Source organism: Noviherbaspirillum saxi (genome assembly GCF_003591035.1).
Lineage (GTDB): Bacteria > Pseudomonadota > Gammaproteobacteria > Burkholderiales > Burkholderiaceae_D > Noviherbaspirillum > Noviherbaspirillum saxi.
Window position 1 is genome coordinate 2502412 of record NZ_QYUO01000001.1, and the last position, 25579, is coordinate 2527990.

General features: G+C 55.2%; 21 protein-coding genes and 1 tRNA gene. 12 read left to right on the forward strand and 10 right to left on the reverse strand.

The window, feature by feature from the left end; all coding sequences use genetic code 11:
* Positions 1-10: 10 nt before the first annotated feature.
* The 5 genes from nusA to D3871_RS11830 form a co-directional block, all read right to left on the reverse strand.
* Positions 11-1570 carry a transcription termination factor NusA gene (nusA, locus tag D3871_RS11810; RefSeq protein ID WP_119769065.1) on the reverse strand — a complete coding sequence of 520 codons (1560 nt, stop codon included), beginning with the start codon at positions 1568-1570 and terminating at the stop codon, positions 11-13.
* On the reverse strand, positions 1567-2013 hold the full coding sequence (rimP, locus tag D3871_RS11815) for a ribosome maturation factor RimP (RefSeq protein WP_420799661.1): 447 nt from the start codon (positions 2011-2013) through the stop codon (positions 1567-1569). The genes nusA and rimP overlap by 4 nt, the downstream gene beginning before the upstream one ends.
* Before the next feature lie 319 nt (positions 2014-2332).
* Entirely contained in the window at positions 2333-3835 is a 1503-nt protein-coding gene (gene rluB / locus D3871_RS11820; protein ID WP_233575587.1) for a 23S rRNA pseudouridine(2605) synthase RluB, read from the reverse strand.
* 61 nt (positions 3836-3896) lie between these two features.
* Complete coding sequence (gene scpB / locus D3871_RS11825; protein WP_199724758.1) at positions 3897-4775, reverse strand: SMC-Scp complex subunit ScpB; 879 nt, start codon at positions 4773-4775, stop codon at positions 3897-3899.
* A 158-nt stretch (positions 4776-4933) separates the two neighbouring features.
* Positions 4934-5010 (reverse strand) — tRNA-Met (locus D3871_RS11830).
* 175 nt (positions 5011-5185) lie between these two features.
* On the opposite strand from D3871_RS11830, the gene D3871_RS11835 reads away from it, so the two are divergent.
* Complete coding sequence (locus tag D3871_RS11835) at positions 5186-5773, forward strand: NUDIX hydrolase (protein WP_119769068.1); 588 nt, start codon at positions 5186-5188, stop codon at positions 5771-5773.
* A 101-nt stretch (positions 5774-5874) separates the two neighbouring features.
* Here D3871_RS11835 and D3871_RS11840 read toward each other — a convergent pair whose 3' ends face one another.
* On the reverse strand, positions 5875-7170 hold the full coding sequence (locus D3871_RS11840) for a cation:proton antiporter (protein WP_119769069.1): 1296 nt from the start codon (positions 7168-7170) through the stop codon (positions 5875-5877).
* A gap of 210 nt (positions 7171-7380) precedes the next feature.
* Between D3871_RS11840 and D3871_RS11845 the strand changes: the two genes are divergently transcribed.
* From D3871_RS11845 to D3871_RS29790, 3 genes are all read left to right on the forward strand, one after another.
* Entirely contained in the window at positions 7381-9474 is a 2094-nt protein-coding gene (locus D3871_RS11845) for a sensor domain-containing protein (RefSeq protein ID WP_158597920.1), read from the forward strand.
* A 139-nt stretch (positions 9475-9613) separates the two neighbouring features.
* Complete coding sequence (locus tag D3871_RS11850; protein ID WP_119769071.1) at positions 9614-12106, forward strand: sensor domain-containing protein; 2493 nt, start codon at positions 9614-9616, stop codon at positions 12104-12106.
* Between the two features lie 279 nt (positions 12107-12385).
* Positions 12386-12568 (forward strand): hypothetical protein, encoded by a 183-nt coding sequence (locus tag D3871_RS29790; protein ID WP_147376797.1) that lies wholly within the window; start codon positions 12386-12388, stop codon positions 12566-12568.
* Between the two features lie 208 nt (positions 12569-12776).
* Here D3871_RS29790 and D3871_RS11855 read toward each other — a convergent pair whose 3' ends face one another.
* Positions 12777-13979, reverse strand: coding sequence for an ammonium transporter (locus D3871_RS11855; RefSeq protein WP_119769072.1), 1203 nt, complete (start codon positions 13977-13979; stop codon positions 12777-12779).
* Positions 13980-14161: 182 nt separating this feature from the next.
* On the opposite strand from D3871_RS11855, the gene aat reads away from it, so the two are divergent.
* The 4 genes from aat to D3871_RS11875 all read left to right on the forward strand — a co-directional run bounded on the left by aat (position 14162) and on the right by D3871_RS11875 (position 17941).
* A complete protein-coding gene (aat, locus tag D3871_RS11860) occupies positions 14162-14884 on the forward strand; it encodes a leucyl/phenylalanyl-tRNA--protein transferase (RefSeq protein ID WP_119769073.1) in 723 nt (240 codons plus the stop codon).
* A 101-nt stretch (positions 14885-14985) separates the two neighbouring features.
* Positions 14986-15720: an arginyltransferase gene (locus D3871_RS11865; protein ID WP_119769074.1), complete on the forward strand. Its 735-nt coding sequence runs from the start codon at positions 14986-14988 to the stop codon at positions 15718-15720.
* 70 nt (positions 15721-15790) lie between these two features.
* Positions 15791-16834, forward strand: a complete 1044-nt coding sequence (locus D3871_RS11870) for a quinone-dependent dihydroorotate dehydrogenase (protein ID WP_119769075.1) — start codon at positions 15791-15793, stop codon at positions 16832-16834.
* Between the two features lie 63 nt (positions 16835-16897).
* A complete protein-coding gene (locus tag D3871_RS11875) occupies positions 16898-17941 on the forward strand; it encodes an aldo/keto reductase (RefSeq protein ID WP_119769076.1) in 1044 nt (347 codons plus the stop codon).
* Positions 17942-17997: 56 nt separating this feature from the next.
* On the opposite strand, the gene clpA is transcribed toward D3871_RS11875, so the two are convergent.
* Positions 17998-20298, reverse strand: coding sequence for an ATP-dependent Clp protease ATP-binding subunit ClpA (clpA, locus tag D3871_RS11880; protein WP_119769077.1), 2301 nt, complete (start codon positions 20296-20298; stop codon positions 17998-18000).
* On the reverse strand, positions 20295-20603 hold the full coding sequence (gene clpS / locus D3871_RS11885; protein ID WP_088710310.1) for an ATP-dependent Clp protease adapter ClpS: 309 nt from the start codon (positions 20601-20603) through the stop codon (positions 20295-20297). The genes clpA and clpS overlap by 4 nt, the downstream gene beginning before the upstream one ends.
* 334 nt (positions 20604-20937) lie before the next feature.
* Here clpS and cspE point away from each other — a divergent pair, with 334 nt between their 5' ends.
* The 3 genes from cspE (at position 20938) to D3871_RS11900 (ending at position 23341) form a co-directional block, all read left to right on the forward strand.
* The gene (gene cspE, locus D3871_RS11890; RefSeq protein WP_057292838.1) at positions 20938-21141 is read left to right on the forward strand and encodes a transcription antiterminator/RNA stability regulator CspE; all 204 of its coding nucleotides are present in this window, start codon (positions 20938-20940) and stop codon (positions 21139-21141) included.
* Positions 21142-21349: 208 nt separating this feature from the next.
* Positions 21350-22705 carry a cache domain-containing protein gene (locus D3871_RS11895; RefSeq protein ID WP_119769078.1) on the forward strand — a complete coding sequence of 452 codons (1356 nt, stop codon included), beginning with the start codon at positions 21350-21352 and terminating at the stop codon, positions 22703-22705.
* A gap of 6 nt (positions 22706-22711) precedes the next feature.
* Positions 22712-23341: a response regulator transcription factor gene (locus D3871_RS11900; protein ID WP_119769079.1), complete on the forward strand. Its 630-nt coding sequence runs from the start codon at positions 22712-22714 to the stop codon at positions 23339-23341.
* Between the two features lie 96 nt (positions 23342-23437).
* On the opposite strand, the gene icd is transcribed toward D3871_RS11900, so the two are convergent.
* Positions 23438-24691, reverse strand: a complete 1254-nt coding sequence (gene icd / locus D3871_RS11905; protein ID WP_119769080.1) for an NADP-dependent isocitrate dehydrogenase — start codon at positions 24689-24691, stop codon at positions 23438-23440.
* A 328-nt stretch (positions 24692-25019) separates the two neighbouring features.
* On the opposite strand from icd, the gene D3871_RS11910 reads away from it, so the two are divergent.
* Entirely contained in the window at positions 25020-25577 is a 558-nt protein-coding gene (locus tag D3871_RS11910; RefSeq protein ID WP_119769081.1) for a pseudouridine synthase, read from the forward strand.
* Positions 25578-25579 lie beyond the last annotated feature (2 nt).

Sequence of the window (25579 nt, forward strand, 5' to 3'; positions counted from 1 at the left end):
GCGTTCGCGATCATTTAGCTTCTGCCAGCTCCCGCGCTTTGGCTTGCAACGCCCGTGCACGATCGTCGTACTTGGCGTCGATCAGGCGCATCTCATCATCGGTCACATCTTCAAATTGGTTTTCAATCAGTTGACGCGCACGCTCGACCGGTAAAGCGAGAATCGAGCCAAACTCGTCATAAGCAAGGCCGGCAAAGGCATCGAGCGTCTTGATACCAGCCAAGCCCAGCTTGCCAGCCGTGAGGCGGTCGATCCCTTCCAGATTGGCCAGGGTGTCGTCCATGCCTTCCAGACCTTCTTCCGAAGCAATTGCCTCTGTCACCAGCGCGTCGCGGGCGCGATTGCGCAATTCATTGACGGTGTCTTCGTCGAATGCCTCGATGTCCAGCATTTCAGTGATCGGCACGTAGGCGATTTCTTCCAGGCTGGAAAATCCTTCGTCGACAAGAATATCGGCCACTTCCTGGTCGACATCGAGCTTTTCCATGAACAGCGTACGAATCGCCGCAGTTTCGGTAGCCGACTTGTCAGCCGATTCCTCGGCAGTCATGATATTGATCTGCCAGCCGGTCAGCTCTGATGCAAGACGGACATTCTGGCCGCCACGGCCAATGGCGATCGCAAGATTTTCCTCATCGACCACGACGTCCATGGCGTGTTTTTCCTCATCGACAACGATCGAAGACACGTTCGCCGGAGCAAGAGCTCCAATCACAAATTGTGCCGGATCTTCGGACCACAACACGATGTCGACGCGCTCGCCGCCCAGTTCGCCGGTGACGGCCTGAACACGTGAGCCGCGCATACCGACACAGGTGCCGATAGGATCGATGCGCTTGTCGTTTGTGAATACTGCTATCTTTGCGCGCACGCCAGGGTCACGGGCTGCCGACTTAATGACCAGCAATCCTTGTTCGATTTCCGGAACTTCAAGTTCGAACAATTTCATGATGAATTCCGGCGCAGTGCGCGACAGAATGACTTGCGGTCCGCGTGCATTGCGATCGATACGCAGAATGAAGGCGCGCACACGGTCGCCGATTCGCAGGTTTTCCTTGGGAATCATCTGGTCGCGCGGCAGGCGAGCTTCGATTTTTCCCGACTCGACGATGGCATCGCCACGTTCCATGCGTTTGATCGTGCCGGTAACGAGCGCATCGCCGCGCTCGAGGAAGTCGGCAAGAATCTGCTCGCGTTCGGCGTCGCGTATACGCTGCAGCACTACCTGTTTGGTGTCTTGCGCAAAGCGACGTCCGAAATCCACCGACTCGATCGGCTCTTCGATGTAGTCGTCGATTTCGATATCGGCAATCTGCTCTTTCGCCTCGAAGTGCAACACTTCCTGATCAGGCAATTGCAGGCCTGCCTCGTCAGGCACGACGTGCCAGCGGCGGAAAGATTCGAACTCGCCGGTATCACGGTCAATCGAGACCCGCACATCCACTTCGCCGTCGTAGCGTTTCTTGGTCGCTTGTGCGAGCGCATGCTCCAGCGCCCCGAAGACGATTTCCTTATCGACATTTTTTTCACGCGCCAGCGCATCGACCAACAACAATACTTCGCGACTCATGCTTTGCGACTCCTAAAGTCCACTTTTGGCACCAAACGTGCCTTGTCCACATCGGCGATAACAAATTCCAGTATCGCCGGCCCATCTTTTCCTTCGAATTCCAATTTCAGCTTGTCGCCTTCCGGCTCATGCAAGATGCCCTGGAACGACTTGCGGTTGGCCGCGCCCGGCATGGGCATGCGCAACTTGACCAGCGCTTCCTGCCCGGCGAAGCGGGCATAGTCCGCCACTTTTTTCAGTGGCCGATCCAGGCCGGGCGACGAAATCTCAAGCCGCTCATAATGTGCGTTTTCAACCGTCAGTACGTGAGACAGTTGATGACTGACCTTTTCGCAGTCCTCGACCGTGATACTGCCCCTGTCCGCCTCTTCAGGCGGAAAGTCAATGTAGACACGCAGCAGGCCATGCGCCGCCTGTTCAAGGTCGACCAATTCATAGCCCATTCCTGATACGGTTTTTTCAACCAGCTCCAGCAACCGCAAACCCGTTCTCCATAAAGGCAGGCATATGCCTGCAATACTGCGCAATCTGTTCAACAAAAAAAAAATGGGCATGTGCCCATCTCTTTTTATTGCTTCGCCGCTTTAGACGGCGCTCCCAATACAAACGCGCGCTTGCAGCCGCGCCTTTGTTAACTCTCTAATTATAAACAATTATTTAGTGCATCGCAACGACAAAGCCGCTTTGCACTCAGGCGCAAAGCGGCACGTCCATCGGCAATTTCACCTATTTACGCACGCTGCCGCTATCTCGAAGCGACAGTTAGCCGCGGGAACGTCGACGCGGCATTCCATGCGTCGGAGATACACCCCGCCCGAACCCGGCGCCGCCTCTCCGTTGTTGACCAGCGTCAGGGAAACCGAGTGCCGTCTGCAACGGGTCCGGCTGCCTGCTTCGCGTCTGTCCCTGTTGCTGTTGTCCACGCGAATTACCACGGCCCTGCTGAGGCTGCCCGCGCTTACCAAAGAAGTTCTTTTCCGGAACATTTCCATTACGCTCACCACGTGGTTTGCCTGTCGGCGCCGGAGCAGCAGCCTTCTCCAGGCCACTGGCACTCATCAGGCTGCGTACTGCGTTCTCGTCCAATTCATCCCAGCGTCCACGTTTAAGTCCGCTAGGCAGCGTCATTGCTCCGTAGCGCGTGCGGATCAAGCGCGACACGGTCAGCCCGATTGCTTCAAACATGCGCCGGACTTCGCGGTTTCGGCCTTCACCGATCGTTACGCGATACCATCGATTGACACCCTCGCCGCCGCCATCCGCAATCTTGGAAAATTGCGCCACACCATCTTCAAGTTCGATTCCGGCAAGCAGCTTTTGCCTCATTCCTTCTTCAAGCTCACCGAGTGTACGTACTGCATATTCGCGCTCGATGTTATAGCGCGGGTGCATCAGGCGGTTTGCGAGATCGCCCGATGTGGTGAACAGGAGTAACCCCTCGGTATTGAAGTCCAGTCGCCCGACGGCCAGCCATTTCCCCGTCTTCATGGTCGGCAGGTTATCGAATACCGACGGCCGACCTTCCGGATCGTCATGACTGACAATTTCCCCGGCAGGCTTGTGGTAAATAAGAACCCGAGGAGGACGCTTGCTGATTTTGCGCTGAATCAGCTTGCCATTGATACGTACCTGATCCGTGGGAAGAATCCGTTGGCCGATGTGGGCCGGTTCGCCATTCACCGAGACACGGCCTGCAATGATCAGTTCTTCCATGTCGCGGCGCGAACCGAGTCCGGCTTCCGCGAGCACTTTGTGCAGTTTCGGCGCGTCGTCTTCTGCAGTCAGATCGCGACGCACATTCTTGCCGGGCATTTGTCCTTTATCACGTCGGCCACCGCTGCCCTGCGCACCGGGATTGACCGAGACATCGAATGCGCCCGACGTCACCAGCGTGAATATGTCGTCGGCACCACTACCGTTTCGGGTCTTTGCCTGTGGCGCCTTTCCGCCGGAATTTCGCTTATTGTTCGCAGGCCTGGATTTTGGAGCGCCAGTATCTGCCGGTCCGTCTTCACGCTTGCGGGTATTGCGACGTGGCCGCTGCGCCTTGTCTGCCTCAGAAGCTGGCGCAGCGCTGGCTGGATCAACACTTGGCTGGACAACGACATTGTCTTGCGATACCGAAGCATCCGCGCTTTCGTTGTCGGCCTGCTTCGGCGCACGCGTGCGCCTCAGGCTGCGAGGGCCGCGAACACCGCGCTTGACAGGCTTTTTCTTGCCTTCATCGACAGTGCCACCGCCGACAGCGGTGTCAACCTGCGACATGCCAGATACTTCTCCTGCGTCAGAACGGTTGTCGGCATTTGCAGCGACAAGCGCCGATTCATTATTGGGGGAAGGCAGATTCATCGTTCGATTCTTTGTTTTGCTGGCTTGGCGTTGCGTCATCCTGTATTTCCGCAACAGGTGCGGCGTCAGGTGAAGAAATTCCGGCGCTTGCGATTGACGCTGCATCTTGCGATGTCGGCGTTACCGTATCCGGGTCGTTTTGGGAGCCGATGTGCCGCATTGGATCGAACACGGACTCGGTAGTACCTGCCTCCTCGGCAGCGGCCGAAGCATGCGCATAGTCTTGTTGTTCAGCCACTTCCGTCGGCACCGGATCAAGCGTCGCCTGCATTTCGCCTTGCAATGCCTGCATTTCAGGAAGCATGCCGCCTTGCATTTCTTCTTTCGTCACTTGCTGTAGCGGAGGTAGCTGATCCAGCGAAGTCAACCCAAGGTCATCCAAAAACTGCTTGGTTGTGGCGAACAGCGCGGGCCTCCCAGGAACATCCCTGTGACCAATGGATTCGATCCAACCTCGGTCTTCGAGCATCTTGATCGTCTGGGAGTTCACTGTGACGCCGCGGATTTCTTCGATATCTCCGCGCGTTACCGGCTGGCGGTAGGCGATGATTGCGAGCGTTTCGAGTGTGGCCCTGGTGTATTTCGGGGGTTTTTCCGGATTGAGCCGCTCAAGATATTTCTTCATTTCCGGCCGGCTTTGGAAACGCCACCCGGTGGAAAGACTGACAATTTCAATACCTTTATCGGCCCAGTCGACGCGCAGCTCCTCGAGCATCGCCTTGATGGTATCCGCACCCACTTCTTCATGACCCTCGCCATTTTCCGCATAGAGCTTTTTCATGTCATTGATTGACAATGGCTCATGGGCGCAAAGTAACGCGGTTTCGAGGACTTTCTTCGCCTCAAGAGTATTCATGTTTATTGCGTCTTGTTCTTAACTAAGAATGTGCAGAAGTTATCGTCAACGACAAACGCCACAAGACGCCGCCCGGTTAGAGAAAACCTGTTGATGCAATTCCGACGCCCGATTTATTGGAGATGTAATGAAGGCGGGAACGATAAGACTTTAAGACTTGGTTGCGGGGGCAGGATTTGAACCTGCGACCTTCGGGTTATGAGCCCGACGAGCTGCCAGACTGCTCCACCCCGCGTCTGAAGAAGAGAAGTATATCCTGTATCGATAGGCAACGCAAATGCAATCTCCCTCGGCAGTGATACACTTGCGCTGTATACAGGTAGATGACAAACAGATCATCTTCTGTAATCAATTGATTTGTCAGCCGGTCTGCTTTGCAGGCTTTTCATTTTTCTCGCATCCGGTCCTCTATGAAATTCTGCTCAGAGTGTGCGCATCCCGTCTCGCTGGTGGTTCCACCGGACGACAATCGTCCGCGTTTTGTATGCGAACAATGCGGCACGATCCATTACCAGAATCCAAAGATGGTCATTGGCTCCCTTCCTGTGTGGGAAGAGAATGGACAGATACGCATCCTGCTATGCAAACGTGCAATCGAACCGCGTTACGGATATTGGACGCTGCCGGCCGGTTTTATGGAAAACAACGAGACCACTACCGAAGCGGCATTACGCGAGACCTTCGAAGAAGCCGGAGCCCGGATCAAGTTGCATGGGCTGTTTTCACTGTTGAACGTGCCGCATGTGCATCAGGTCCATATGTTTTATCGCGCAACCCTGCTCGACCTTGATTACGCGGCGGGCACGGAAAGCCTAGAAGTCGCACTCTTCACCGAAGAAGAAATACCCTGGAACGACATTGCCTTCCCTACTGTCGGGCACACGTTGAAGTCCTTCTTTGCGGATCTAGCGAGAATTCAAAAAGAAGGCGGCAGCTATGCGCTACATACCCAGGACATCCGCAAGCCCATGCGGCATACCGAGTCTCCGCAAGCATAGATCGATTCGTCTTGTAGCGTTTGCCGGTTTCGCCGTGAGGCTAAGCAATACAAGCAGGCGCATATCAATTTGCCAACCTTCCGACCTCACCGCGGCACAGTTCACGAGCGCCAGAACCGCTCCATCAGGGGTTTGACGCTGGTGCCGTGAATAAAAATCGACAGCATGATGACCACCAGGGTGATCTGCGTGAGCTCGCGCGCCAGATCATATGGAAGTCCATGCTCTATTGCGTACATCAAGTAATAAAGCGATCCGATGCCGCGTACGCCAAACCATCCCGCAATGCCGCGGATTCGACGGGTTGTATTTGTTCCGATCAAGCCGATTGCCACACTGAGAGGACGCGCCACAATAAAAAGAAACACGGCGACGCTGACCGTCCTACCGTTCCATACGTCCAGGGACAGCATACCGCCGAGGAGCAGTACCAGCGTCAGTTCCGACAATCGCTCCAAATGTTCCTTGAACACGAGAGATTCCTGGCTCACCGTAGGAGGCACTTCCCTGTCGGGACCGGCAATGGCAGATGCCGATTTCGAGGTATCGGGCTCCATTAAACCGTGACGATTTTTTGGGGTGCCCGCCAGCATTAGTTCTGTTTGACGTAATGCGACACCGGCAAAAAATACGGCAAGAAAGCCCCAGGCTTTAAGCCAGACGGTCAAACCGTAGACCACGGCAATGAGCCCCAACCCGACCAGATCGTCCAACACTTCATGTTTGGAATTGCCGCTCCTGAGGCGCCATCCGAGACGGGCCAGCGCAGCGCCGCTCACAACCCCGATTAGCACTGCACCTGCGGTTGCCCAAAGCACTTCAACCACCAGCCATTGCATCGCCATAGGCCCCAAGTCATGCAGGCCCAGCAAGCCAAGACCAAGCATAACAAACGGAAACGCACTTCCATCGTTCATGCCGGCCTCGCTTGTCAGCGTAAAGCGCAACTGATCCTGGTCGCCCGCATGACGCACCTGCACATCAGTTGCCAGCACCGGGTCGGTGGGCGCCAGAATTGCGCCCAACAGGACGCCCGCCCCAAGCGGCAATTCAAGAATGAAATACGAGAAGGCGGCAACCAAACCCACGGTGACGGTCATCGATACCCACGCAAGACGGATCGGCGGCCCCCACCGCTTCAGGGTCACCGGCACCGGCATCTTCACTCCAGCCGAAAACAGCGATATCAGTACTGCGATCTCGGTAAGCACCTCTAGCAGCGCGGATTGCTCCAGTGGATCAAAGTGAAAGACGTTCAGGAATGTGGGACCAAGAATAAGTCCGGCGCTGAGGTAAACGATGGCGCTTGTGAACGGTAGACGCGAAATCGTCGTGGCTGCCAGTCCGCGCGCAAGCATCAGGATGCCAATCAATACGAACCATTGTGTGTTTGTCATTCATTGCCGCCCGTTCCATGTGCCTGCTTATATGACAACATGCCAGAAAATATAATTCTTGGAATTCAAGCCTTGACGGCTAGCCCGGCAACACGCCTCATGAAACGTTATGCCTTTACCCAAGCTTTGCATCTTTATGGCTTTTGCCAACGAACTTACGAGCCTGAAAACAAGTCGAATTGCACTGGGGTACTTTGTCAGGCGACGGACATGCAAACCTTACTCGACATGGATTTCAGCATTGCAGAACATGCGGCGGATTCCATCTTCATAACGGACACGGAAGCTCACGTCGTCTACCAGAACCCCGAAGCACGCCGAATGTTCCGCTTGTCGGACCAGGAGTTATATGGGCAAAGGGTGATCGACAAGATTGCCCACCAGTATCCGGAAGGAAATCCGGATACCCTTGAGCAATGCAAGGTGTACCGTGCCGCAACCTATGGCGAAACTGCAAGGGACTTCATCTGGCGGGTATATCGTGCCGACGGCTCGCCGTTTTACGTGTCCTGTACAGCTTCTCCGCATTACAACAAAGAGGGCATCCGTGTCGGTGCGGTATTTTTTGCAACCGATATTACGGCCCGCAGGAATGCTGAAGAAGCGCTGGTCAAAAGCACGGAAAAACTCCAGCTTGCGATCGAGGCGGCGGAACTCGGCATGTTCGATTACTTCCCCCAGACAACAGAAGTCGTCTGGTCGGAAAAGATGCGCGAGCACTTCGGATTGCCCTCCGATTCAATAATCAACTCGAATACGTTTTATCTGGGTTTACACGCTGATGATCGCGAACGAATACGGAGCATCATCGAAGAAGCGTCACGTCCGGGTGCAGGTGGGCGATATCAGGTGGAATTCAGGACGATCGGTTTGACAGACGGCCAACAGCGATGGATTTTTCTGCGCGGCCAGGTCCATTTCGACGCCGATGGAAACGCGATACGGCGCGTCGGCGTCACCGTCGATATCACAGAGAAGTACGAAGCCGAGAAACGGCTACAGGTAGCCGCCCAGCATGACAGTCTTACCGGTCTGCCGAACCGTGCATTGCTGTTTGAATATTGCGAACATCTTCTCGCACAAGCCGAACGAATTGGCGCCAACAGCGCCGTTCTCTTCGTGGATCTGGATCGTTTCAAACCGATCAATGATCTGTATGGGCATGAGGTCGGGGACAAGGTGCTACAGGAAGTTGCGCGCCGCCTGTTGCATTGCACACGCAAGGAAGACGTGGTGAGCCGCCTTGGCGGCGACGAATTCATTGTCGTCTTGCCGCGTGTGCACGGAAGCCAGGATCCGGAAACCGTCGCGCAACATATCCTCGAGACCGTGGCACGCCCCATCCCCATTGATTCGCTGCAGGTGGCGGTATCTCCTTCGATCGGCATCAGCCTGTTTCGAAAGCATGCCGAAGACCTTGCCGGATTGATACGCTGCGCCGATCTTGCAATGTATGCGGCCAAGCGCGCCGGCCGCAATACCTTCAGGATCTATATGCCGGAGCACCAGCAATTCGCGATCGACAAGGTGCAGCTCGAGCAACAGCTTAAGGACGCGCTGGATGCGAACAAGCTCACCCTGCTCTATCAGCCGGTGATTGATATCGCCACCGGTCAGGTTGTCGGAGCCGAAGCGCTGATTCGGCTGGCGGACGCGAACGGGACCTTGCTAAGCCCCGATCAATTCATCCCCATTGCGGAGTCGGCAGGATTGATTGACCGTCTCGGCCTGTGGGTGGCGCGCGAGGCATGCCGGCAGCAGCAGCACTGGCAAGATACCGGGCTCAGCATACCAAGCATGGCGATCAATGTGTCGGCCTCCCAATTCCGTCACCCGGAGTTTGCCTCGCGCATTACGCAAACCATCGATGAATCCGGCATGGATCCGACCTGCCTCGAGATCGAACTGACTGAAAGTACGGTGATGGACAACATCACGGAAGCAATTGCCAAACTGACGCATCTCAAGTCCCGCGGTGTGCGCATCGTCCTTGACGACGTAGGCACCGGCTACTCGAATCTGAGCCATCTGAGCAATCTGCCGCTGGATAAATTGAAGATTGACCGTTCTTTCACGGACCAGCTTGAATCGAACGAGTCCAGCCAATCGATTGCCGACACGATCATCGGCCTCGGGCGCGCGCTGAATCTCGAAGTGGTTGGCGAGGGCATCGAATCCGAAGGAGCGATGCGTTACCTGCGCCACCATGGCTGCGATCAAGCCCAAGGCTACCTGTTCAGCAAACCGCTATCAGCGCATGACTTTGAATCCTGGTACCGAGCACATGATGGCCACTGTCACTAACAGGTGATCGCATCCAGAAAGCGTTGCTTCCCCGACTGCAGGCCGGCTTGAACACCAGCTCGCCGGAACAGAATTTTCAATTGCTGAAATATTGACTCGGATCTTTTTCGCTGACGAGTCGCATTAGACGAAAAAGCATATGAAATTATTGGAAATGAATGAAAAGCGCGAGGAGTTATTCAATGCAATCATCAGAAATGCCATGGATGCCTTGATCGTCATTGATGCACATGGTGTCGTCCATGCATGGAATCCAAAAGCGACGCGCATATTTGGCTGGCATCAGGAGGAAGCCCTCGGCAAGCCGCTGTACGCACTCATCGCACCGGACAACATGCGCATGTCGGCCGCCGATGAAGACAATGCGCAGCAATACTGGCGGACTGCTGATCTTCTCGTGCTCAATGAGCGCACCCTGATGTCGGTCCGGGACAAGGCAGGCAGACCACTGCGTATCGAAGCGACGGTGACGCCACTCGCGCTGGAGGGACGGGTTCTCTATTGCGCCTCGATACGCAATCCGGTCTCCGCAAACGTTCACGAGAACACTCAAGAAAAGTCGTGGACTGAGTTACCGGCTGATTCGAGCCGCGATCAGCGCATGATTGACCACTTGCCGGATGTTATCTGCACCATCGATACAGGCGGTCAATTTACATTGGTCAGCGCCGCATCCGAGCGTATCTGGGGCTACCGCCCGGAAGAACTGTTACACCGTAGGTATCTTGAGTTCACGCACCCGGACGATCGCAGCAAGCATTCGGCTGCCCTTCGCAAGGTGCGGCAGACCGGCCCTGGCTACTCTATCGACAGCCGATTCATCCGCAAGGATGGCAGCATCGTACATATCGCATGGTCAGCTAACTGGTCGAGGGCCGAACAACACTTTTATTGCGTCGCCCGTGACAACACCGAAATACGAAATGCGGCGCTTACCCTGATCGAGCACGAACAGCGCTTTGAATCCTTGTTTGAACACCATCCCGATGGCGTATTTGCATTCGATCTGAATGGCCATCTCTTATCGGCAAACAAGGCGTTTTCCCAACTCACCGGTTATTCCGGCAGCGAGCTGGCGGCAATGCCGTTTCGGCCAATGGTGGCGCCGGAAAGCGTGGATCTGATTGAACAGCATTTTGCGGCGGCAGTGAAAGGGTCAGCCTCCAGTCTCGATGTCATCGGCATACGCAAGGACGGCAGCAGCTTCGATGCCCACCTCACCGTCGTTCCCATCATTGTCAATGACCGTGTCGTCGGAGTTCACGGCATCGCGCGCGATGTAACCCATAGCAAGGACTACGAGCGTCGAATCGAGCACCTTGCGACTTATGATGCTCTTACCGGACTACCCAATCGCAACCTGCTGGATGACCGCATCAGGCACGCGATCGTGCAGGCCGAGCGACAGGGCGGACGTGTCGGCGTCCTTTTTCTTGACCTTAATCGTTTCAAGATCGTCAACGACAGCCTGGGCCATGACAAGGGCGACATCCTGCTGCGCATCATGGCGGATCGGCTCAAGCAATGTGTGCGCGAAGTCGATACCGTCGCGCGGATCGGCGGCGACGAATTTGTAATCGTGCTTGAAGACGTCCGTTCGCCGGAAGATGTGATTGGAATCGCACGCAACCTGCTCGCCGTCATCGAAAATCCCGTCGCGCTTGAGGGCCACGATTTCACGGTCTCCAGCAGCATCGGTTGCAGCTTGTTTCCCAAAGATGGAACCGATGCTGCCACTTTGTTAAGAAACGCGGATCTTGCCATGTACGAAGCCAAGGCAAGTGGCGGCGGTTCATTCCGCTTCTACAAGGCAGACATGAACGAACGGGTCAAGGCAAGATTGATGCATGAGCGCCAACTCAGACTGGCGCTGGAACGCGGGGAACTTGTGGTGTATTACCAGCCGAGAGTCGACATCAACAGCAATGAAATCGTGGGAGCCGAAGCGCTGGTGCGCTGGCATCATCCCGAACGGGGACTAGTGCCTCCGAATGAATTCATCCCGCTTGCCGAAGAGGTCGGGCTGATCAATGAACTGGGCGAGTGGGTGCTGCATACGGCGTGCAAGCAAAACCGCCGCTGGCAAGAGGCCGGATTGCCAGGTTTAAAGGTATCAGTCAATCTTTCCCCTTATCAGTTGGCGCCCGACTCCACCATTACGCATGCGGTGCGCAAGTCGTTGATGCAAAGCGGACTGGATGCCCGCTGGCTTGAGCTGGAAATTACGGAAAGCAGCTTGATGCAAAATGTAGAATCCACCTTGTCCAAGCTTGCGGAAATACGGGATGCCGGTGTATCGATCTCCATCGATGATTTCGGCACCGGCTATTCTTCGCTGAGTTACCTGCGCCGCTTGCCGGTTGATACGCTCAAGATCGACCAGTCATTCATCCGCGACATTTCAGGAAGCCGGGATGATGCTGCGATCGTATCCGCAACGATTGCCCTGGCGCATACCATGCAGCTCAAAGTTGTAGCCGAAGGTGTGACCACCGAAGAGCAGATCCGCTTCCTTGAAGAACATGACTGCGATGAAATGCAGGGCTTTCTGCTCAGCCCCGCCGTGCCGCCCGAAGAACTGTCAACGCTGCTCAATCGAAATCGTTCGATGTCCGGCAGGCCGCTCTCGTAGGACATTTCCGATGTGCAAGCACAGTAGACCGATGACCTTGATCAGTTGAATTCATACTGGGCCATCCGGCAGGATCCGTTGCACAGTTGGGTACAGGATTGGAAAATGTAATAACTGCATATGCTCGAAATTACATCTGCTTTCGTCAGATTGAATACATCGGTTTCGAACGCAGGAGAGCACCATGGCCCGAAGCCCAAGCGCTTACCATGGAACTGCACAATCCGGCACAGGATTTGCTCAATGCATTCGCATTACTCAATTTTTCAGAAAACCGTTATGTGCGCCTCAGATGAAATGATCGAATCGATGGTCGCTTCCTTGAGCGAAGAAGCAAGCGACACGGACCGGCGGATGTTCAAGCACGCATTGCGGCAGTTGGTGAAGGTCGCTCGTGAAGAACAACTGGAAGCCATTCAAAACGACTTTGACGCCGTGTATAACGTGCTGCGCGTTCGCTGAATACCTGCGCGATGCGTATCGACAATGCCTAGAGCCGATCCGACTTCATTGACCCTGCAAAATTTACCGGCCGTCTGCCCGACCGGCAATCTCTTCGTGTCCAGTTAAAAGGCACAGGCTCATCATCACGTGCGCCGGCACTCATCCGAATCCCGGCTATGAATTCACATCAGGCCGGTCTTGCCTCGTTTATATCAATCTCAAATGGCTACCAGCTTGTTTCACGTTCCGCCGTTGCGCTGATCTTGTGAATCGACAAGTCGGCCCCGTCGAATTCCTGCTCCGCGTCGAGGCGAATGCCGACGATTTTCTTGAGGGCGCCATATACGATGGTCCCGCCGAGCATGGCGATGCCAATGCCGAGCGCCGTTCCAATCAGCTGAGACATGAACGACACGCCGCCTATACCGCCCAGGGCTGTCTGCCCGAAAATGCCGGTGGCAATCCCGCCCCACGCACCGCAAAGGCCGTGCAGCGGCCACACCCCGAGTACGTCATCGATTTTCCATTTGTTTTGGGTCAACATGAACATCCATACAAAGATGGCGCCGGCAATGCCGCCGGTTAGCAACGCTCCTAGCGGGTGCATCAGATCGGACCCGGCGCACACGGCAACCAGTCCGGCCAACGGACCGTTGTAAGCAAAGCCGGGGTCGTTCTTGCCAAGCAGGACGGCGCTCAGAGTGCCGCCCACCATGGCCATCAGCGAATTCATCGCAACCAGCCCGTTCATCTTGTCGAGTGTTTGCGCACTCATTACATTGAAGCCGAACCAGCCTACCGCAAGTATCCAGGCGCCAAGTGCAAGAAAGGGAATACTGGAGGGCGGATGCGCGGCGATTGCTCCGTCTTTCGAATAACGTCCACGACGCGCGCCGAGGAACAATACCGCTGGCAAGGCTGCCCACCCGCCGACTGCGTGCACCACCACCGAGCCGGCAAAATCATGGAACTCCGCCGAGAAGACTTCCTTCAGCCAGGGCTGGATACCTAATCGCTGGTTCCATGCAATACCCTCGAAAAGCGGATAGATCAGCCCGACAAGTAGCGCGGTAGCCACCAGTTGCGGATGAAATTTTGCGCGTTCCGCGATACCGCCCGAAATAATCGCGGGAATGGCAGCCGCGAAAGTCAACAGGAAAAAGAACTTCACCAGTTCGAATCCGTTTTTGGCGGACAGGGTTGTGGCGTCAGCAAAAAAATGCACGCCGTAGGCAATGCCATAGCCGACAAAAAAATACGCTATTGTTGAAACGGCAAAATCGACTAAGATTTTGACCAAGGCATTGATCTGGTTTTTCTTGCGAACCGTGCCCAGTTCAAGAAAGGCAAAACCCGCGTGCATCGCGAGAATCATGATGGCGCCAAGTAAAATGAAAAGGGCATCAGCGCCATGTTTAAACGCATCCATGTAAAAATCTCCCTGTTTATGTGCATTGTTTGAAAATGGTGCTTCCCATAAGCAATAAATATTCCATTTTGGTGCAATTTTGTAACACATTGATTTTTCTACGGAAATTTTTATTGACACGGGATTCATTGCTATTCCGCACTGTTAGCGTGCAAAAAATGACCTACTTTGGGGATTCGTGAATGATTCCATGGCTTGAGGCCGACACTCCCTTTCCGGACGTCAGCTATGCATTGACTGAAGAAGATGGCGCGGCCGGCTTGCTGGCAGCCGGCGCTGATCTGTCGTCCGACCGCCTGCTTGATGCATACCGGCACGGCATATTCCCGTGGTTTTCGGAAGGACAGCCTATCCTGTGGTGGAGCACCGATCCGCGGATGGTGTTGTTTACTGAACGCTTCTCGGTCTCGTACAGTCTGAAAAAATCGCTGAGGAAGGTGCACAGCAGCCAAACTACCGATGGGCGCTGGCAAATACGCTTTGACAGTGCATTCGAGGAAGTCATGCGTGCCTGCGCCGCTCCCAGACGCGATGGCGCCGGCACATGGATTTCCGATGACATCGTGCGCGGCTATTGCGAATTGCATCACCGCGGGCATGCGCATTCATCCGAGGTATGGCTGGATGGCCAACTCGTCGGCGGCGCGTATGGCGTTTGCATCGGCAAGATGTTTTATGGCGAATCAATGTTTGCCCGTGCCACCGATGCATCCAAGATTGCACTGGCCTATCTGGTGCACTTTCTGAAGGCGAACGGGGTAATCATGATCGATTGTCAACAGGAGACCTCGCATCTTGCTTCGCTTGGCGCCGGCCCGATTCCGCGCAGAGATTTCCTCGCGCATCTGGCAAGCGCCACGCGTCAAGCGCCTATCGTCGTCTGGGAGCCGCTTGCTCTATTTTGAAGACTGAGCAAAAAATTGTTATCCCGCCTCGGCATCCGGTGTAAATTAGAAAGGCGCTGAACACCATCCTTCTGTCACCATCGCAGTCGGACTTTACGTATATGACGCACTTAAAAGACCTGCCTTTCGCCACCTTGCAGTTTTATGCGACAGCTCCTTACCCGTGCAGTTATCTTGAAGGCCGACAGGCGCGGTCTCAGGTCGCGACACCATCCCATCTGATCAACGCCGACGTCTATGCCGAGCTGGTGAAGAATGGATTCCGGCGCAGCGGAATCTTTACCTACCGACCCTATTGCGATGGATGCCAGGCCTGCATACCCGTACGAGTAAAGGCGATCGAGTTTGTCACCACCCGCAGCCAGCGTCGTGCCTGGACCAAGCATGCCAACCTTGAGACCTGGGTGACGACACTGGCGTACGTGCCGGAGCACTATGACCTCTACCTGCGCTACCAGGCGGCACGGCACGCCGGCGGAGGAATGGATCAGGATAGCCGGGACCAGTATGCGCAGTTTCTTTTGCAGAGCAAGGTCAATACCCGGCTGGTGGAGTTTCGGGAAGCGGATGGAACGCTGCGCATGGTCAGCATCATCGACGTACTCAATGACGGCCTATCTTCGGTCTATACCTTTTACGATCCGGATGTGATTGGTGCTTCCTATGGCACCTACAACGTCATGTGGCAGATCGAGCAGGCGCGCCGGCTTGAGATTCCCTATGTCTATCTGGGCTATTGGATTCGCGACAGCCAGAAAATGGCGTACAAGGTCAACTTTCGCCCGCTCGAAGCGCTGCGAAACGGCAAATGGCAAGATTGGCATGCGGATGTCTGATCTGCAGGCGGCAAGGTTAAAATAGCGCCTTTTGCAAGGCCAGTCCGGCTGCGCGCCCTCTTTCTCTGCCATGTCCGACAAACTCCTCTATTCGCTCGCTCGTCCTTTCCTTTTCTCGCTCGATCCCGAAGCCGCACATAACCTGACCTTGCCATGGCTGAGGCGTGCAGCGGCGCTCGGGCTGACCCGTGTCATGCCGCGTCCGGAAAAGGATGCGCGTACCGTCATGGGGATCAGTTTTCCGAACCCGGTCGGACTGGCCGCGGGGCTGGACAAGGATGGTGCCTATATCGACGGGCTGGCCGCGCTCGGATTCGGCTCCATCGAGATCGGCACCGTGACGCCGCGCGCGCAGCCGGGCAATCCGCTGCCGCGCATGTTCCGCCTGCCGCAGGCGCATGCCATCATCAACCGCATGGGTTTCAACAACGGCGGGGTCGATGCCTTTGTCGCCAACGTGCAGGCATCGCGGTTCTATCAAAACCGGGAAGGCGTACTTGGACTCAATATCGGCAAGAATGCCGATACGCCCATCGAGCGCGCGGCCGATGATTATCTGTATTGCCTTCAAAAGGTTTACCCTTACGCCAGCTACGTAACAGTCAACATATCCTCTCCCAATACGAAGAACCTGCGCCAGTTGCAAGGGGCATCCGAACTCGACCTGCTGTTGTCGGGGCTCAAGGAAGCGCAACAGCGCCTTGCCGATCAGCACAAGCGCTATGTCCCGATTGCGTTGAAGATTGCACCAGATATCGATGGCGAACAGGTCCGCACGATTGCTTCGGCCCTGATACGGCACCGCATGGATGGCGTGATCGCTACCAACACCACCATTACCCGCGATGCGGTCCAGGGCCTGCGGCATGCCGAGGAAACCGGCGGATTGTCGGGCGCGCCTGTATTCCACCCATCCAACCAGGTCGTGCGGGCCTTGAAGGCGGAGCTCGGAGATGCCATACCGATCATCGGTGTCGGCGGCATTCTGTCCGGTCAGGATGCGCAGGCAAAGGTCGATGCGGGCGCAAGCCTGGTCCAGTTGTACACCGGCCTGATCTATCGTGGTCCCTCCCTGATCAGGGAGTGCGCGGCAGCGTTGCGCAAATCGCGTTAAAGTCTTTGTGCTTCGTCGCAGCAGCGAAGCCGCGCGCCTCGATAGAGCACCGACAGGAGACCTATGGAAAAAATCAAACTGGGCGGCAGCGACCTTGACGTATCGAAGGTCTGTCTCGGCACCATGACGTTCGGCGAGCAGAATTCCGAAGCCGAGGCACATAGCCAACTCGACTATGCGCAGGAACGAGGAATCAACTTTATCGACACGGCGGAAATGTATCCCGTCATGCCAAGAGCCGAAACGCAAGGGCGCACCGAAAGCTACATCGGCACTTGGCTGAAGAAATCGGGCAAGCGCAGCGAGGTGATTCTTGCAACCAAGGCAGCCGGCCCGTCGCGGGGAATCAGTTGGATACGCAATGGCGGCAGCGACTTCGATGCGGCGAACCTGAAGCTCGCCGTCGACCGCAGCTTGCAAAGACTGCAGACAGATTACATCGACCTTTATCAGCTGCACTGGCCGAGCCGTAATGCACCCATCTTCGGATCCATTTCTTTCGATCCGGAAAAAGAACGCCCGCATGTCGCCATTGAAGATACTCTGGCGGCACTAGGCGATCTGGTAAAGTCCGGCAAGATCCGTCAGATTGGCGTATCGAACGAAACACCATGGGGAGTGAGCGAATTCATCAAGCAGTCGGAGCAGCGCGGCCTACCCCGGATCGCCTCGATTCAAAATGCCTACAACCTGGTCAATCGCAGTTTCGAGACCGGTCTGGATGAAGTCTGCTATCGCGAGAATATTGGCTTGCTCGCATATAGTCCGCTGGCGTTTGGCCAGCTGACAGCAAAATACCTGGATGATCCCAAGGCACAGGGACGGCTGACAAAATTTCCGCCTAACTGGAGCCCGCGCTATCTGCGTCCAAGTGTGTTTGAAGCGAGCAGGCAATATGCCGAACTTGCCCGCACCCATGGCATGACCCCGGCGACGCTTGCCCTCGCCTGGTGTTATAGCCGTTGGTTGGTTGCCTCGACGATTGTCGGCGCAACTACGCTGGCGCAACTACAGGAAAACATCGACGCGCTTTCGGTACGGCTGCCGGATGAAATTATTAGCGCTATCAACGCAATTCATGCCCGGATAACCAATCCCGCGCAATAAAAAACCCGAACCACGCGAGTGATTCGGGTTTTTGAACAAAGCGGCTTGCAAGGTGCTTATTCGACTTCCAGCGTTTCTTCCGGAGCGGGCGGCGGCGATGCATCACCTTCGGTGAAATCAAGCTTGATCTGGTCGTTTTCATCCATATCGACCGTGACACGCCCACCAGTCACCAGCTTGCCGAACAACAGTTCGTCTGCCAACGCCTTGCGGATCATGTCCTGAATCAGGCGCGACATCGGGCGCGCACCCATGAGTGGATCGAAACCTTTCTTTGCGAGGAATTTGCGCAAGCTCTCGGTAAAGACAGCTTCCACCTTTTTCTCGTGCAACTGCTCTTCCAGTTGCATCAGGAACTTGTCGACCACGCGCAGGATGATTTCTTCGTCCAGCGCCTTGAAGCTGATGATGGCATCCAGGCGATTGCGGAATTCCGGCGTGAACATACGCTTGATATCCGCCATTTCATCGCCGGCTTCTTTCTTGTCGGTAAAGCCGATCGAGCGCTTCTGCAGGCTTTCGGCACCGGCGTTCGTGGTCATGATGATGATCACGTTCCGGAAGTCTGCCTTGCGTCCGTTATTGTCGGTCAGCGTGCCATGGTCCATCACCTGCAGCAGGATATTGAAGATATCCGGATGCGCCTTTTCAATCTCGTCAAGCAGAAGTACGGCATGCGGCTTCTTCGTGATTGCCTCGGTCAGCAGACCGCCCTGGTCGAAACCGACATAGCCTGGAGGCGCGCCGATCAGACGACTGACGGCATGGCGTTCCATGTACTCGGACATGTCGAAGCGGATCAGTTCGATACCCATGATAAAGGCGAGTTGCTTTGCCACTTCGGTCTTGCCGACGCCAGTCGGTCCCGAGAACAGGAAGGCGCCGATAGGCTTGTCGGTCTTGCCAAGACCTGCGCGTGCCATCTTGATCGCCGATCCGAGAGCTTCGATCGCCGGATCCTGGCCAAACACCACATTCCTCAGGTCGCGGTCGATAGTCTGCAGCTTGGTGCGGTCATCCTGGTTGACGGACTGCGGTGGAATGCGGGCAATCTTCGAGATGATGTCTTCGATTTCAGGCTTGCCGATGGTTTTCTTTTGCTTCGACTTTGGCAGGATGCGCTGTGCCGCACCGGCTTCATCGATCACGTCGATCGCCTTGTCAGGCAGGTGACGGTCATTGATGAAACGCGCAGCCAGTTCTGCTGCCGACGTCAGCGCGGACGCCGAATACTTGACGCCATGATGCTCCTCAAATCGCGACTTGAGGCCACGCAGAATCTGTACTGTCTGCTCGACGGTCGGCTCGTTGACATCGATTTTCTGGAAACGCCTCGACAAGGCGTGATCCTTCTCGAAAACGCCGCGGAACTCGGTGTAGGTGGTTGCGCCTATGCATTTGAGCTGACCGCTCGAGAGCGCAGGCTTGAGCAGGTTCGATGCGTCGAGTGTACCGCCTGAAGCAGAGCCCGCGCCGATGATCGTGTGGATCTCGTCGATAAACAGGATCCCGTTCGGATTCTCGCGCAGCTGCTTCAGCACGGCCTTGAGACGCTGCTCAAAGTCGCCCCGATACTTGGTACCGGCAAGCAGCGCGCCCATGTCGAGCGAATAGACGACTGCGCTTTGCAGCACTTCCGGCACGTCACCCTGCGTCACGCGCCATGCCAGGCCTTCGGCGATGGCCGTCTTGCCCACGCCAGCTTCGCCCACCAGCAGCGGGTTATTCTTGCGGCGGCGGCACAGGGTCTGGATCACGCGCTCGACTTCGGATTCGCGCCCGATCAGCGGATCGATCTTGCCTTCGGCAGCCAACTTGTTCAAGTTCTGGGTGAACTGATCAAGCGGGCTTTCCTTCTGCTGACCTTCGGCTTGAGCATCCTCGGTTCCCTCGGGCGCCTTTTGCGACTCCGCCTGCTGGTCCTTACGGACACCGTGCGAGATGAAGTTCACGACGTCGAGGCGGGTGACGCCCTGCTGGTGCAGATAGTACACAGCGTGGGAATCTTTTTCGCCGAAGATGGCGACCAGCACATTGGCGCCGGTCACTTCCTTCTTGCCGTTGGAAGCCGACTGGACATGCATGATCGCGCGCTGGATCACGCGCTGGAAACCGAGTGTAGGCTGAGTATCAACCTCGCTGGCCCCGGGAACGGTCGGCGTGTTGTCGCTGATGAAATTCGTCAGCGTCTTGCGCAGATCCTCTATATTGACTGCGCAAGCGCGCAGTACTTCCGCCGCCGACGGATTGTCGAGCAGCGCGAGCAGCAAGTGCTCTACCGTAATAAACTCGTGACGAGCCTGGCGCGCCTCGACAAAAGCCATATGCAAACTTACTTCAAGTTCCTGCGCAATCATGCTTCCTCCATCACGCATTGCAGGGGATGTCCTGCTTTTCGGGCGTGGGTTAAAACTAATTCTACTTTAGTGGACGCTATGTCTTTTGGATAGACGCCACACATACCTTTTCCGTCACGATGAACCTTGAGCATGATCTGCGTTGCGGTTTCACGGTCCTTGTTAAAGTACTCCTGAATAATCGCAACCACAAATTCCATCGGCGTATAGTCATCGTTCAATAGGAGGACTTGATACATCGGTGGAGGCTTAAGCTTCTGCTCTTGCCTAGCAAGTACTGTACCGTTGTCATGCTGAGTTGCCATGCGTTTATTCTAAAACGTTTGACCTGGCGCATAGCGCACAAGTAAGGGAATTCATTTTTCATCTTGATCTTACGCCCTTTCTGCGTAATTCGCAGATGATGCCCGATCACGCAATTTCAAGAATTCTATACTGCATCATGCTTGCAAAAAGTCAAAATCGCTTGTGCAACTGCCTTGACTTTTATATTTTTTGCAGGAACAATGGTATTTATTGACAAAGAGAGCATTATGGTATTGTCAATAGAAGTGAGCAGGTTATAAGAGGGGGCAGCGTGTCGCGAGGCTTCTTGCTTTTACGGCTCGTGTGATTAGTTATTATTTGAAAGACGCTTTTATGGCAACAGGTACCGTCAAGTGGTTCAACGATTCCAAAGGCTTCGGATTCATCACTCCGGATGACGGCGGTGAAGATTTGTTCGCCCACTTTTCCGCAATTCAGATGAACGGCTTCAAGACTCTCAAAGAAGGTCAAAAGGTTTCGTTCGAAGTGACGCAAGGCCCGAAAGGCAAGCAAGCTTCTAATATCCAGGCCCCCTAATCACGTCGATTAGCAAGACCACAGAAAGCCCCGCCAAGCGGGGTTTTTTTTTGCCTGCGCTTGGTAGGGCATGTGTCAACAAGGTGGAGGCGGTCATTACCACCAGCATTGCCTTTTTGTCAAAGAAACACATAAACATTCCCCTCACTCCCCTGTCGGTAATTCCTCGTAGCCGGCTAGAACCGAAATAGCTGTAAAGTAATGTGCCATGAAGCTTCGTCAGAAAATCTTATTGCTCGCGATCGCCCCGCTGATCGTCGCCTTGCTCGCTATAGCTGTCGCCGTACGTCATCAGGCCACCTTGCTCGCTCAACAACAACGGACATCTGTCGAGTCGGCTTATCTCGCCAGCAAGGAGGCGGAACTTAGCCACTATGTCGCGCTTGCTTCGCGCTCCATTGCCCATCTATACGATTCTGGACGAGACGACGAAGCGACGCGCAATGAAGCCATTCGCATCCTGGCAAAGCTGGACTATGGCGACGATGGATATTTTTTCCTCTACGAATTGAGCGGAAAAAGCCTGATGCATCCGCGCCAGCCTGATTTAGTTGGCAAAAACCTCTGGGAGCTGCGTGATGCTGGCGGTAATCCGACGATTCAGCGGCTCATCGCAAAAGCCAAGGATGGAGGCGGACTGGTACGCTACTTATGGGAAAAACCGTCGAGCCGCAAGGTCGCACCCAAACTGGGTTATGTAGTCATGCTCCCGCGATGGGGCTGGATGCTGGGCACCGGCATTTATCTGGACGATGTCGACAATGCCTTGGCAAAGATAGACACTCAGATCCTGGGAAATATTCGAAGCACCATGATGTGGATTGCGGGAATCGCCATTGCCAGCGCGTTGATCGTCGCACTGTGCGGACTCGCATTGAATATCAGTGAATACCGGGTGGCGGATGCCAAGCTGCGCGTTCTGGCGCAACGGGTGGTTCGTTCACAGGAAGAAGAGCGCGCCCGCTTATCACGAGACCTGCATGACGGCATCAGTCAGTGGCTCGTATCGATCAAGCTGCAGGTCGAATCAGGTATTGCGAAGCTTGCCGCCAATGCAACGCGGCCGGAAATCGCAAAAGTGTCGTTCGACCGAGCTGCCGGACAGCTCAATGATGTATTGGGTGAAGTCCGACGCATTTCCCATGACCTGCGGCCAGCCCTTCTCGACGACTTGGGACTTGCCGCGGCGCTTGACCATCTGACCCGCGAGTTCAATGAACATACATCGATTGCGACCGGTTTTCATTGCGACGGCACGACGGACGGCTTGCCGGATGTGAGCAATACCGTCATGTTCCGGATTGCCCAGGAAACGCTTACCAACATCAAGCGCCATGCCGATGCCACATCCGTCCAGGTGCAGTTGCTGGGATCGAAATCCGACGTCAAGCTTGTCATTGCCGACAATGGCATAGGATTCGATGTGGCCGGGATTTCACAGCATCCGAAGCGCGGCATTGGCTTGCGCAACATGCATGAGCGCGTAAGTGCCGTGGGCGGCAAGCTTGAACTGACATCCTCCAGCGAGGGAACCCAGGTTGTTGCAGTATTACCGCGAGTTTAAATTTTTATGCTGACCTTACCTTTTGTGCATATCCTTCTGGTGGATGACCACCCGCTTGTACGTGACGGACTGCGCGCGCGGCTCGAGACGATTCCTCATTTCAGCGTGGTTGCCGAAGCGGGCAATGCGGAAGAAGCGCTGGAAATTGCCGCACGCGAAGCCATCGACCTTGTGCTGATGGACATCAATTTGTCCGGAATGAATGGCATCGAGTTGACTGGCCGCTTCAACACTCTTTACCCGGAAATCGCGGTCCTGATGCTGAGCATGCACGATAAAGCCGAGTATGTGATGCAGGCCGTACAGGCCGGCGCGCGTGGCTACGTCCTCAAGGATGCCCCTGCGATGGACATCATTACCGCCATCGATACTGTGATGTCCGGAGGTATCTACTACAGTGCCGGCTTGGCAAAGCAGTTATCGCGTCCCATGCCGCCGGCCTTGCTGCTGACTGCGCGTGAACGTGAAGTATTGCAGTGCATTGCCACCGGAAAGTCGAACAAGCATATCGCGCGCGATATGAACCTCAGCGTGCGTACCGTCGAGACACATCGGCTCAACATAAAACGCAAACTCGGCATCGAAGGCCAAGCCGACTTGATCCGTTTTGCACTGGAACAGACTCAGATCAAGTAAGAAGCTTTTGCGAGTGGCCGACGACACAAGGACCCTGAAATAGAAAAAGGCCGGATTGAATCCGGCCTTTTTTATATGCAAGCGTTACCTGCGAACTTACATGTTGGTGATCATTACTTCGCCAAAGCCGGAGCACGAAACCTGAGTCGCGCCTTCCATCAAACGTGCGAAGTCGTATGTCACTTTCTTCGACGTGATCGACTTTTCCATCGAAGTGATGATCAGGTCGGCCGCTTCGGTCCAGCCCATGTGGCGCAGCATCATTTCTGCCGACAGAATCAGCGAACCAGGATTGACGTAATCCTTGCCGGCATACTTCGGTGCAGTGCCGTGGGTCGCTTCGAACATTGCAACCGAATCCGACATGTTGGCGCCCGGAGCGATACCGATACCGCCGACCTGTGCTGCCAGTGCGTCGGAAATGTAGTCGCCGTTCAGGTTCAGTGTAGCAATTACGCTGTATTCGTTCGGGCGCAACAGGATCTGCTGCAGGAATGCGTCGGCGATCGAATCCTTGACCGTGATTTCCTTCCCGGTCTTCGGATTCTTGAATTTGCACCATGGGCCGCCGTCGATCAGCTCGGCGCCGAACTCTTTTTGTGCCAGCGCATAGCCCCAGTCACGGAAGCCACCTTCGGTGTACTTCATGATGTTGCCTTTGTGAACCAGCGTCACGGATGGCTTGTCGTTGTCGATTGCGTACTGAATTGCCTTGCGTACCAGGCGCTCGGTGCCTTCGCGCGATACCGGCTTGACGCCGATGCCGGATGTATTCGGGAAACGGATCTTCTTAACGCCCATTTCCTTGATCAGGAAGTCGATCAGCTTCTTGGCGCCGTCAGAACCTTCTGCCCATTCAATGCCTGCATAGATGTCTTCCGAGTTTTCGCGGAAGATCACCATGTCGGTCTTCTCAGGCTCGCGTACCGGGGAAGGAACGCCCTTGAAGTAGCGTACCGGACGCAGGCAGACATACAGGTCGAGTTCCTGGCGCAGTGCAACGTTGAGCGAACGGATGCCGCCGCCGACCGGTGTCGTCAGAGGGCCCTTGATCGAAACGACGTAATCCTTGAGCACCTGCAGCGATTCTTCCGGCAACCAGACATCCGGACCGTATACCTTGGTGGATTTTTCACCGGCGTAGATTTCCATCCAGCTGATCTTGCGCTTGCCGCCGTATGCCTTGGCAACGGCTGCATCAACCACCTTGATCATGACCGGGCTGATATCCACTCCGGTACCGTCGCCCTCAAGATACGGGATGATCGGATTGTCAGGCACATTCAAGGAAAAGTCGGCATTGACGGTGATTTTTTTGCCGTCGGCAGGCACTTTGATATGTTGATACATCGTAGGCTCCGGGGGTTAGGAGGAAAGAAAGAGACCGTCTCTTACTTTAAATTTTTGTTTTAAAGCACAGGTTCTGTCTTATATAAGACATAAGACCACGTTTCGTATTATGCACTACTATTTTACTGGATGCCATTATTTTCGCTCCCGCGAAGCTTTGCCAAAGGCGATCGGCTTGCCATTTTGACCATCCATGGCCCGCTCCGCACGTGGCGAGTTCCAACAGGCAGTGACATTGCGCTTACCAGATTAGTGCTAAAAAGCGCGACATTCAAAGCGTAAAATACGGCCTCTCTCTTTCTCTTTTATCCCCCGGATTTCAGACTGCATGCCGCTTATCCTGTTTAACAAGCCGTTCCAGGTCATGTGCCAGTTCTCACCCCACGAGAGCAGGAAGACACTTGCCGATTACCTTGATATTCCCGGCATTTATCCGGCCGGTCGTCTTGATGCGGACAGCGAGGGCCTTCTGCTTCTTACCGACGATGGGAAATTGCAGCATCGAATCAGTCATCCGCTCAGCAAACAACCGAAGACCTACATTGTTCAGGTCGATGGGATTCCCGACGATCATGCGATTGCGCGGTTGAAGGGTCCGCTTGATCTTGGCGATTTCGTGACACAGCCATGCGAAGTCAGGCATATCGAAGCGCCCGCCTGGCTATGGGAACGCGATCCGCCGATCCGGCAGCGTGCGAGCTTGCCGACCAGTTGGCTGGCCTTGACGATTGCGGAAGGGAAAAACCGGCAGGTCCGGCGCATGACTGCTGCGGTAGGTTTGCCTACGCTGAGGCTGATCCGAATTGCCATCGGTCCGTTTGCGTTGAGCAGCCATCCGCTCTGGCCTGGCGAATGGCGCGAGGTATCGACGTCGGAACTTGCCTGATA

Coding starts and splice junctions, on each gene's coding strand:
- nusA (WP_119769065.1), bottom strand. CDS start 1,570: ATGAGTCGCGAAGTATTGTTGTTGGTCGATGCGCTGGCGCGTGAAAAA.
- rimP (WP_420799661.1), bottom strand. CDS start 2,013: ATGGGCTATGAATTGGTCGACCTTGAACAGGCGGCGCATGGCCTGCTG.
- rluB (WP_233575587.1), bottom strand. CDS start 3,835: ATGTCGCAGGTTGACACCGCTGTCGGCGGTGGCACTGTCGATGAAGGC.
- scpB (WP_199724758.1), bottom strand. CDS start 4,775: ATGAATACTCTTGAGGCGAAGAAAGTCCTCGAAACCGCGTTACTTTGC.
- D3871_RS11835 (WP_119769068.1), top strand. CDS start 5,186: ATGAAATTCTGCTCAGAGTGTGCGCATCCCGTCTCGCTGGTGGTTCCA.
- D3871_RS11840 (WP_119769069.1), bottom strand. CDS start 7,170: ATGACAAACACACAATGGTTCGTATTGATTGGCATCCTGATGCTTGCG.
- D3871_RS11845 (WP_158597920.1), top strand. CDS start 7,381: ATGCAAACCTTACTCGACATGGATTTCAGCATTGCAGAACATGCGGCG.
- D3871_RS11850 (WP_119769071.1), top strand. CDS start 9,614: ATGAAATTATTGGAAATGAATGAAAAGCGCGAGGAGTTATTCAATGCA.
- D3871_RS29790 (WP_147376797.1), top strand. CDS start 12,386: ATGTGCGCCTCAGATGAAATGATCGAATCGATGGTCGCTTCCTTGAGC.
- D3871_RS11855 (WP_119769072.1), bottom strand. CDS start 13,979: ATGGATGCGTTTAAACATGGCGCTGATGCCCTTTTCATTTTACTTGGC.
- aat (WP_119769073.1), top strand. CDS start 14,162: ATGATTCCATGGCTTGAGGCCGACACTCCCTTTCCGGACGTCAGCTAT.
- D3871_RS11865 (WP_119769074.1), top strand. CDS start 14,986: ATGACGCACTTAAAAGACCTGCCTTTCGCCACCTTGCAGTTTTATGCG.
- D3871_RS11870 (WP_119769075.1), top strand. CDS start 15,791: ATGTCCGACAAACTCCTCTATTCGCTCGCTCGTCCTTTCCTTTTCTCG.
- D3871_RS11875 (WP_119769076.1), top strand. CDS start 16,898: ATGGAAAAAATCAAACTGGGCGGCAGCGACCTTGACGTATCGAAGGTC.
- clpA (WP_119769077.1), bottom strand. CDS start 20,298: ATGATTGCGCAGGAACTTGAAGTAAGTTTGCATATGGCTTTTGTCGAG.
- clpS (WP_088710310.1), bottom strand. CDS start 20,603: ATGGCAACTCAGCATGACAACGGTACAGTACTTGCTAGGCAAGAGCAG.
- cspE (WP_057292838.1), top strand. CDS start 20,938: ATGGCAACAGGTACCGTCAAGTGGTTCAACGATTCCAAAGGCTTCGGA.
- D3871_RS11895 (WP_119769078.1), top strand. CDS start 21,350: ATGAAGCTTCGTCAGAAAATCTTATTGCTCGCGATCGCCCCGCTGATC.
- D3871_RS11900 (WP_119769079.1), top strand. CDS start 22,712: ATGCTGACCTTACCTTTTGTGCATATCCTTCTGGTGGATGACCACCCG.
- icd (WP_119769080.1), bottom strand. CDS start 24,691: ATGTATCAACATATCAAAGTGCCTGCCGACGGCAAAAAAATCACCGTC.
- D3871_RS11910 (WP_119769081.1), top strand. CDS start 25,020: ATGCCGCTTATCCTGTTTAACAAGCCGTTCCAGGTCATGTGCCAGTTC.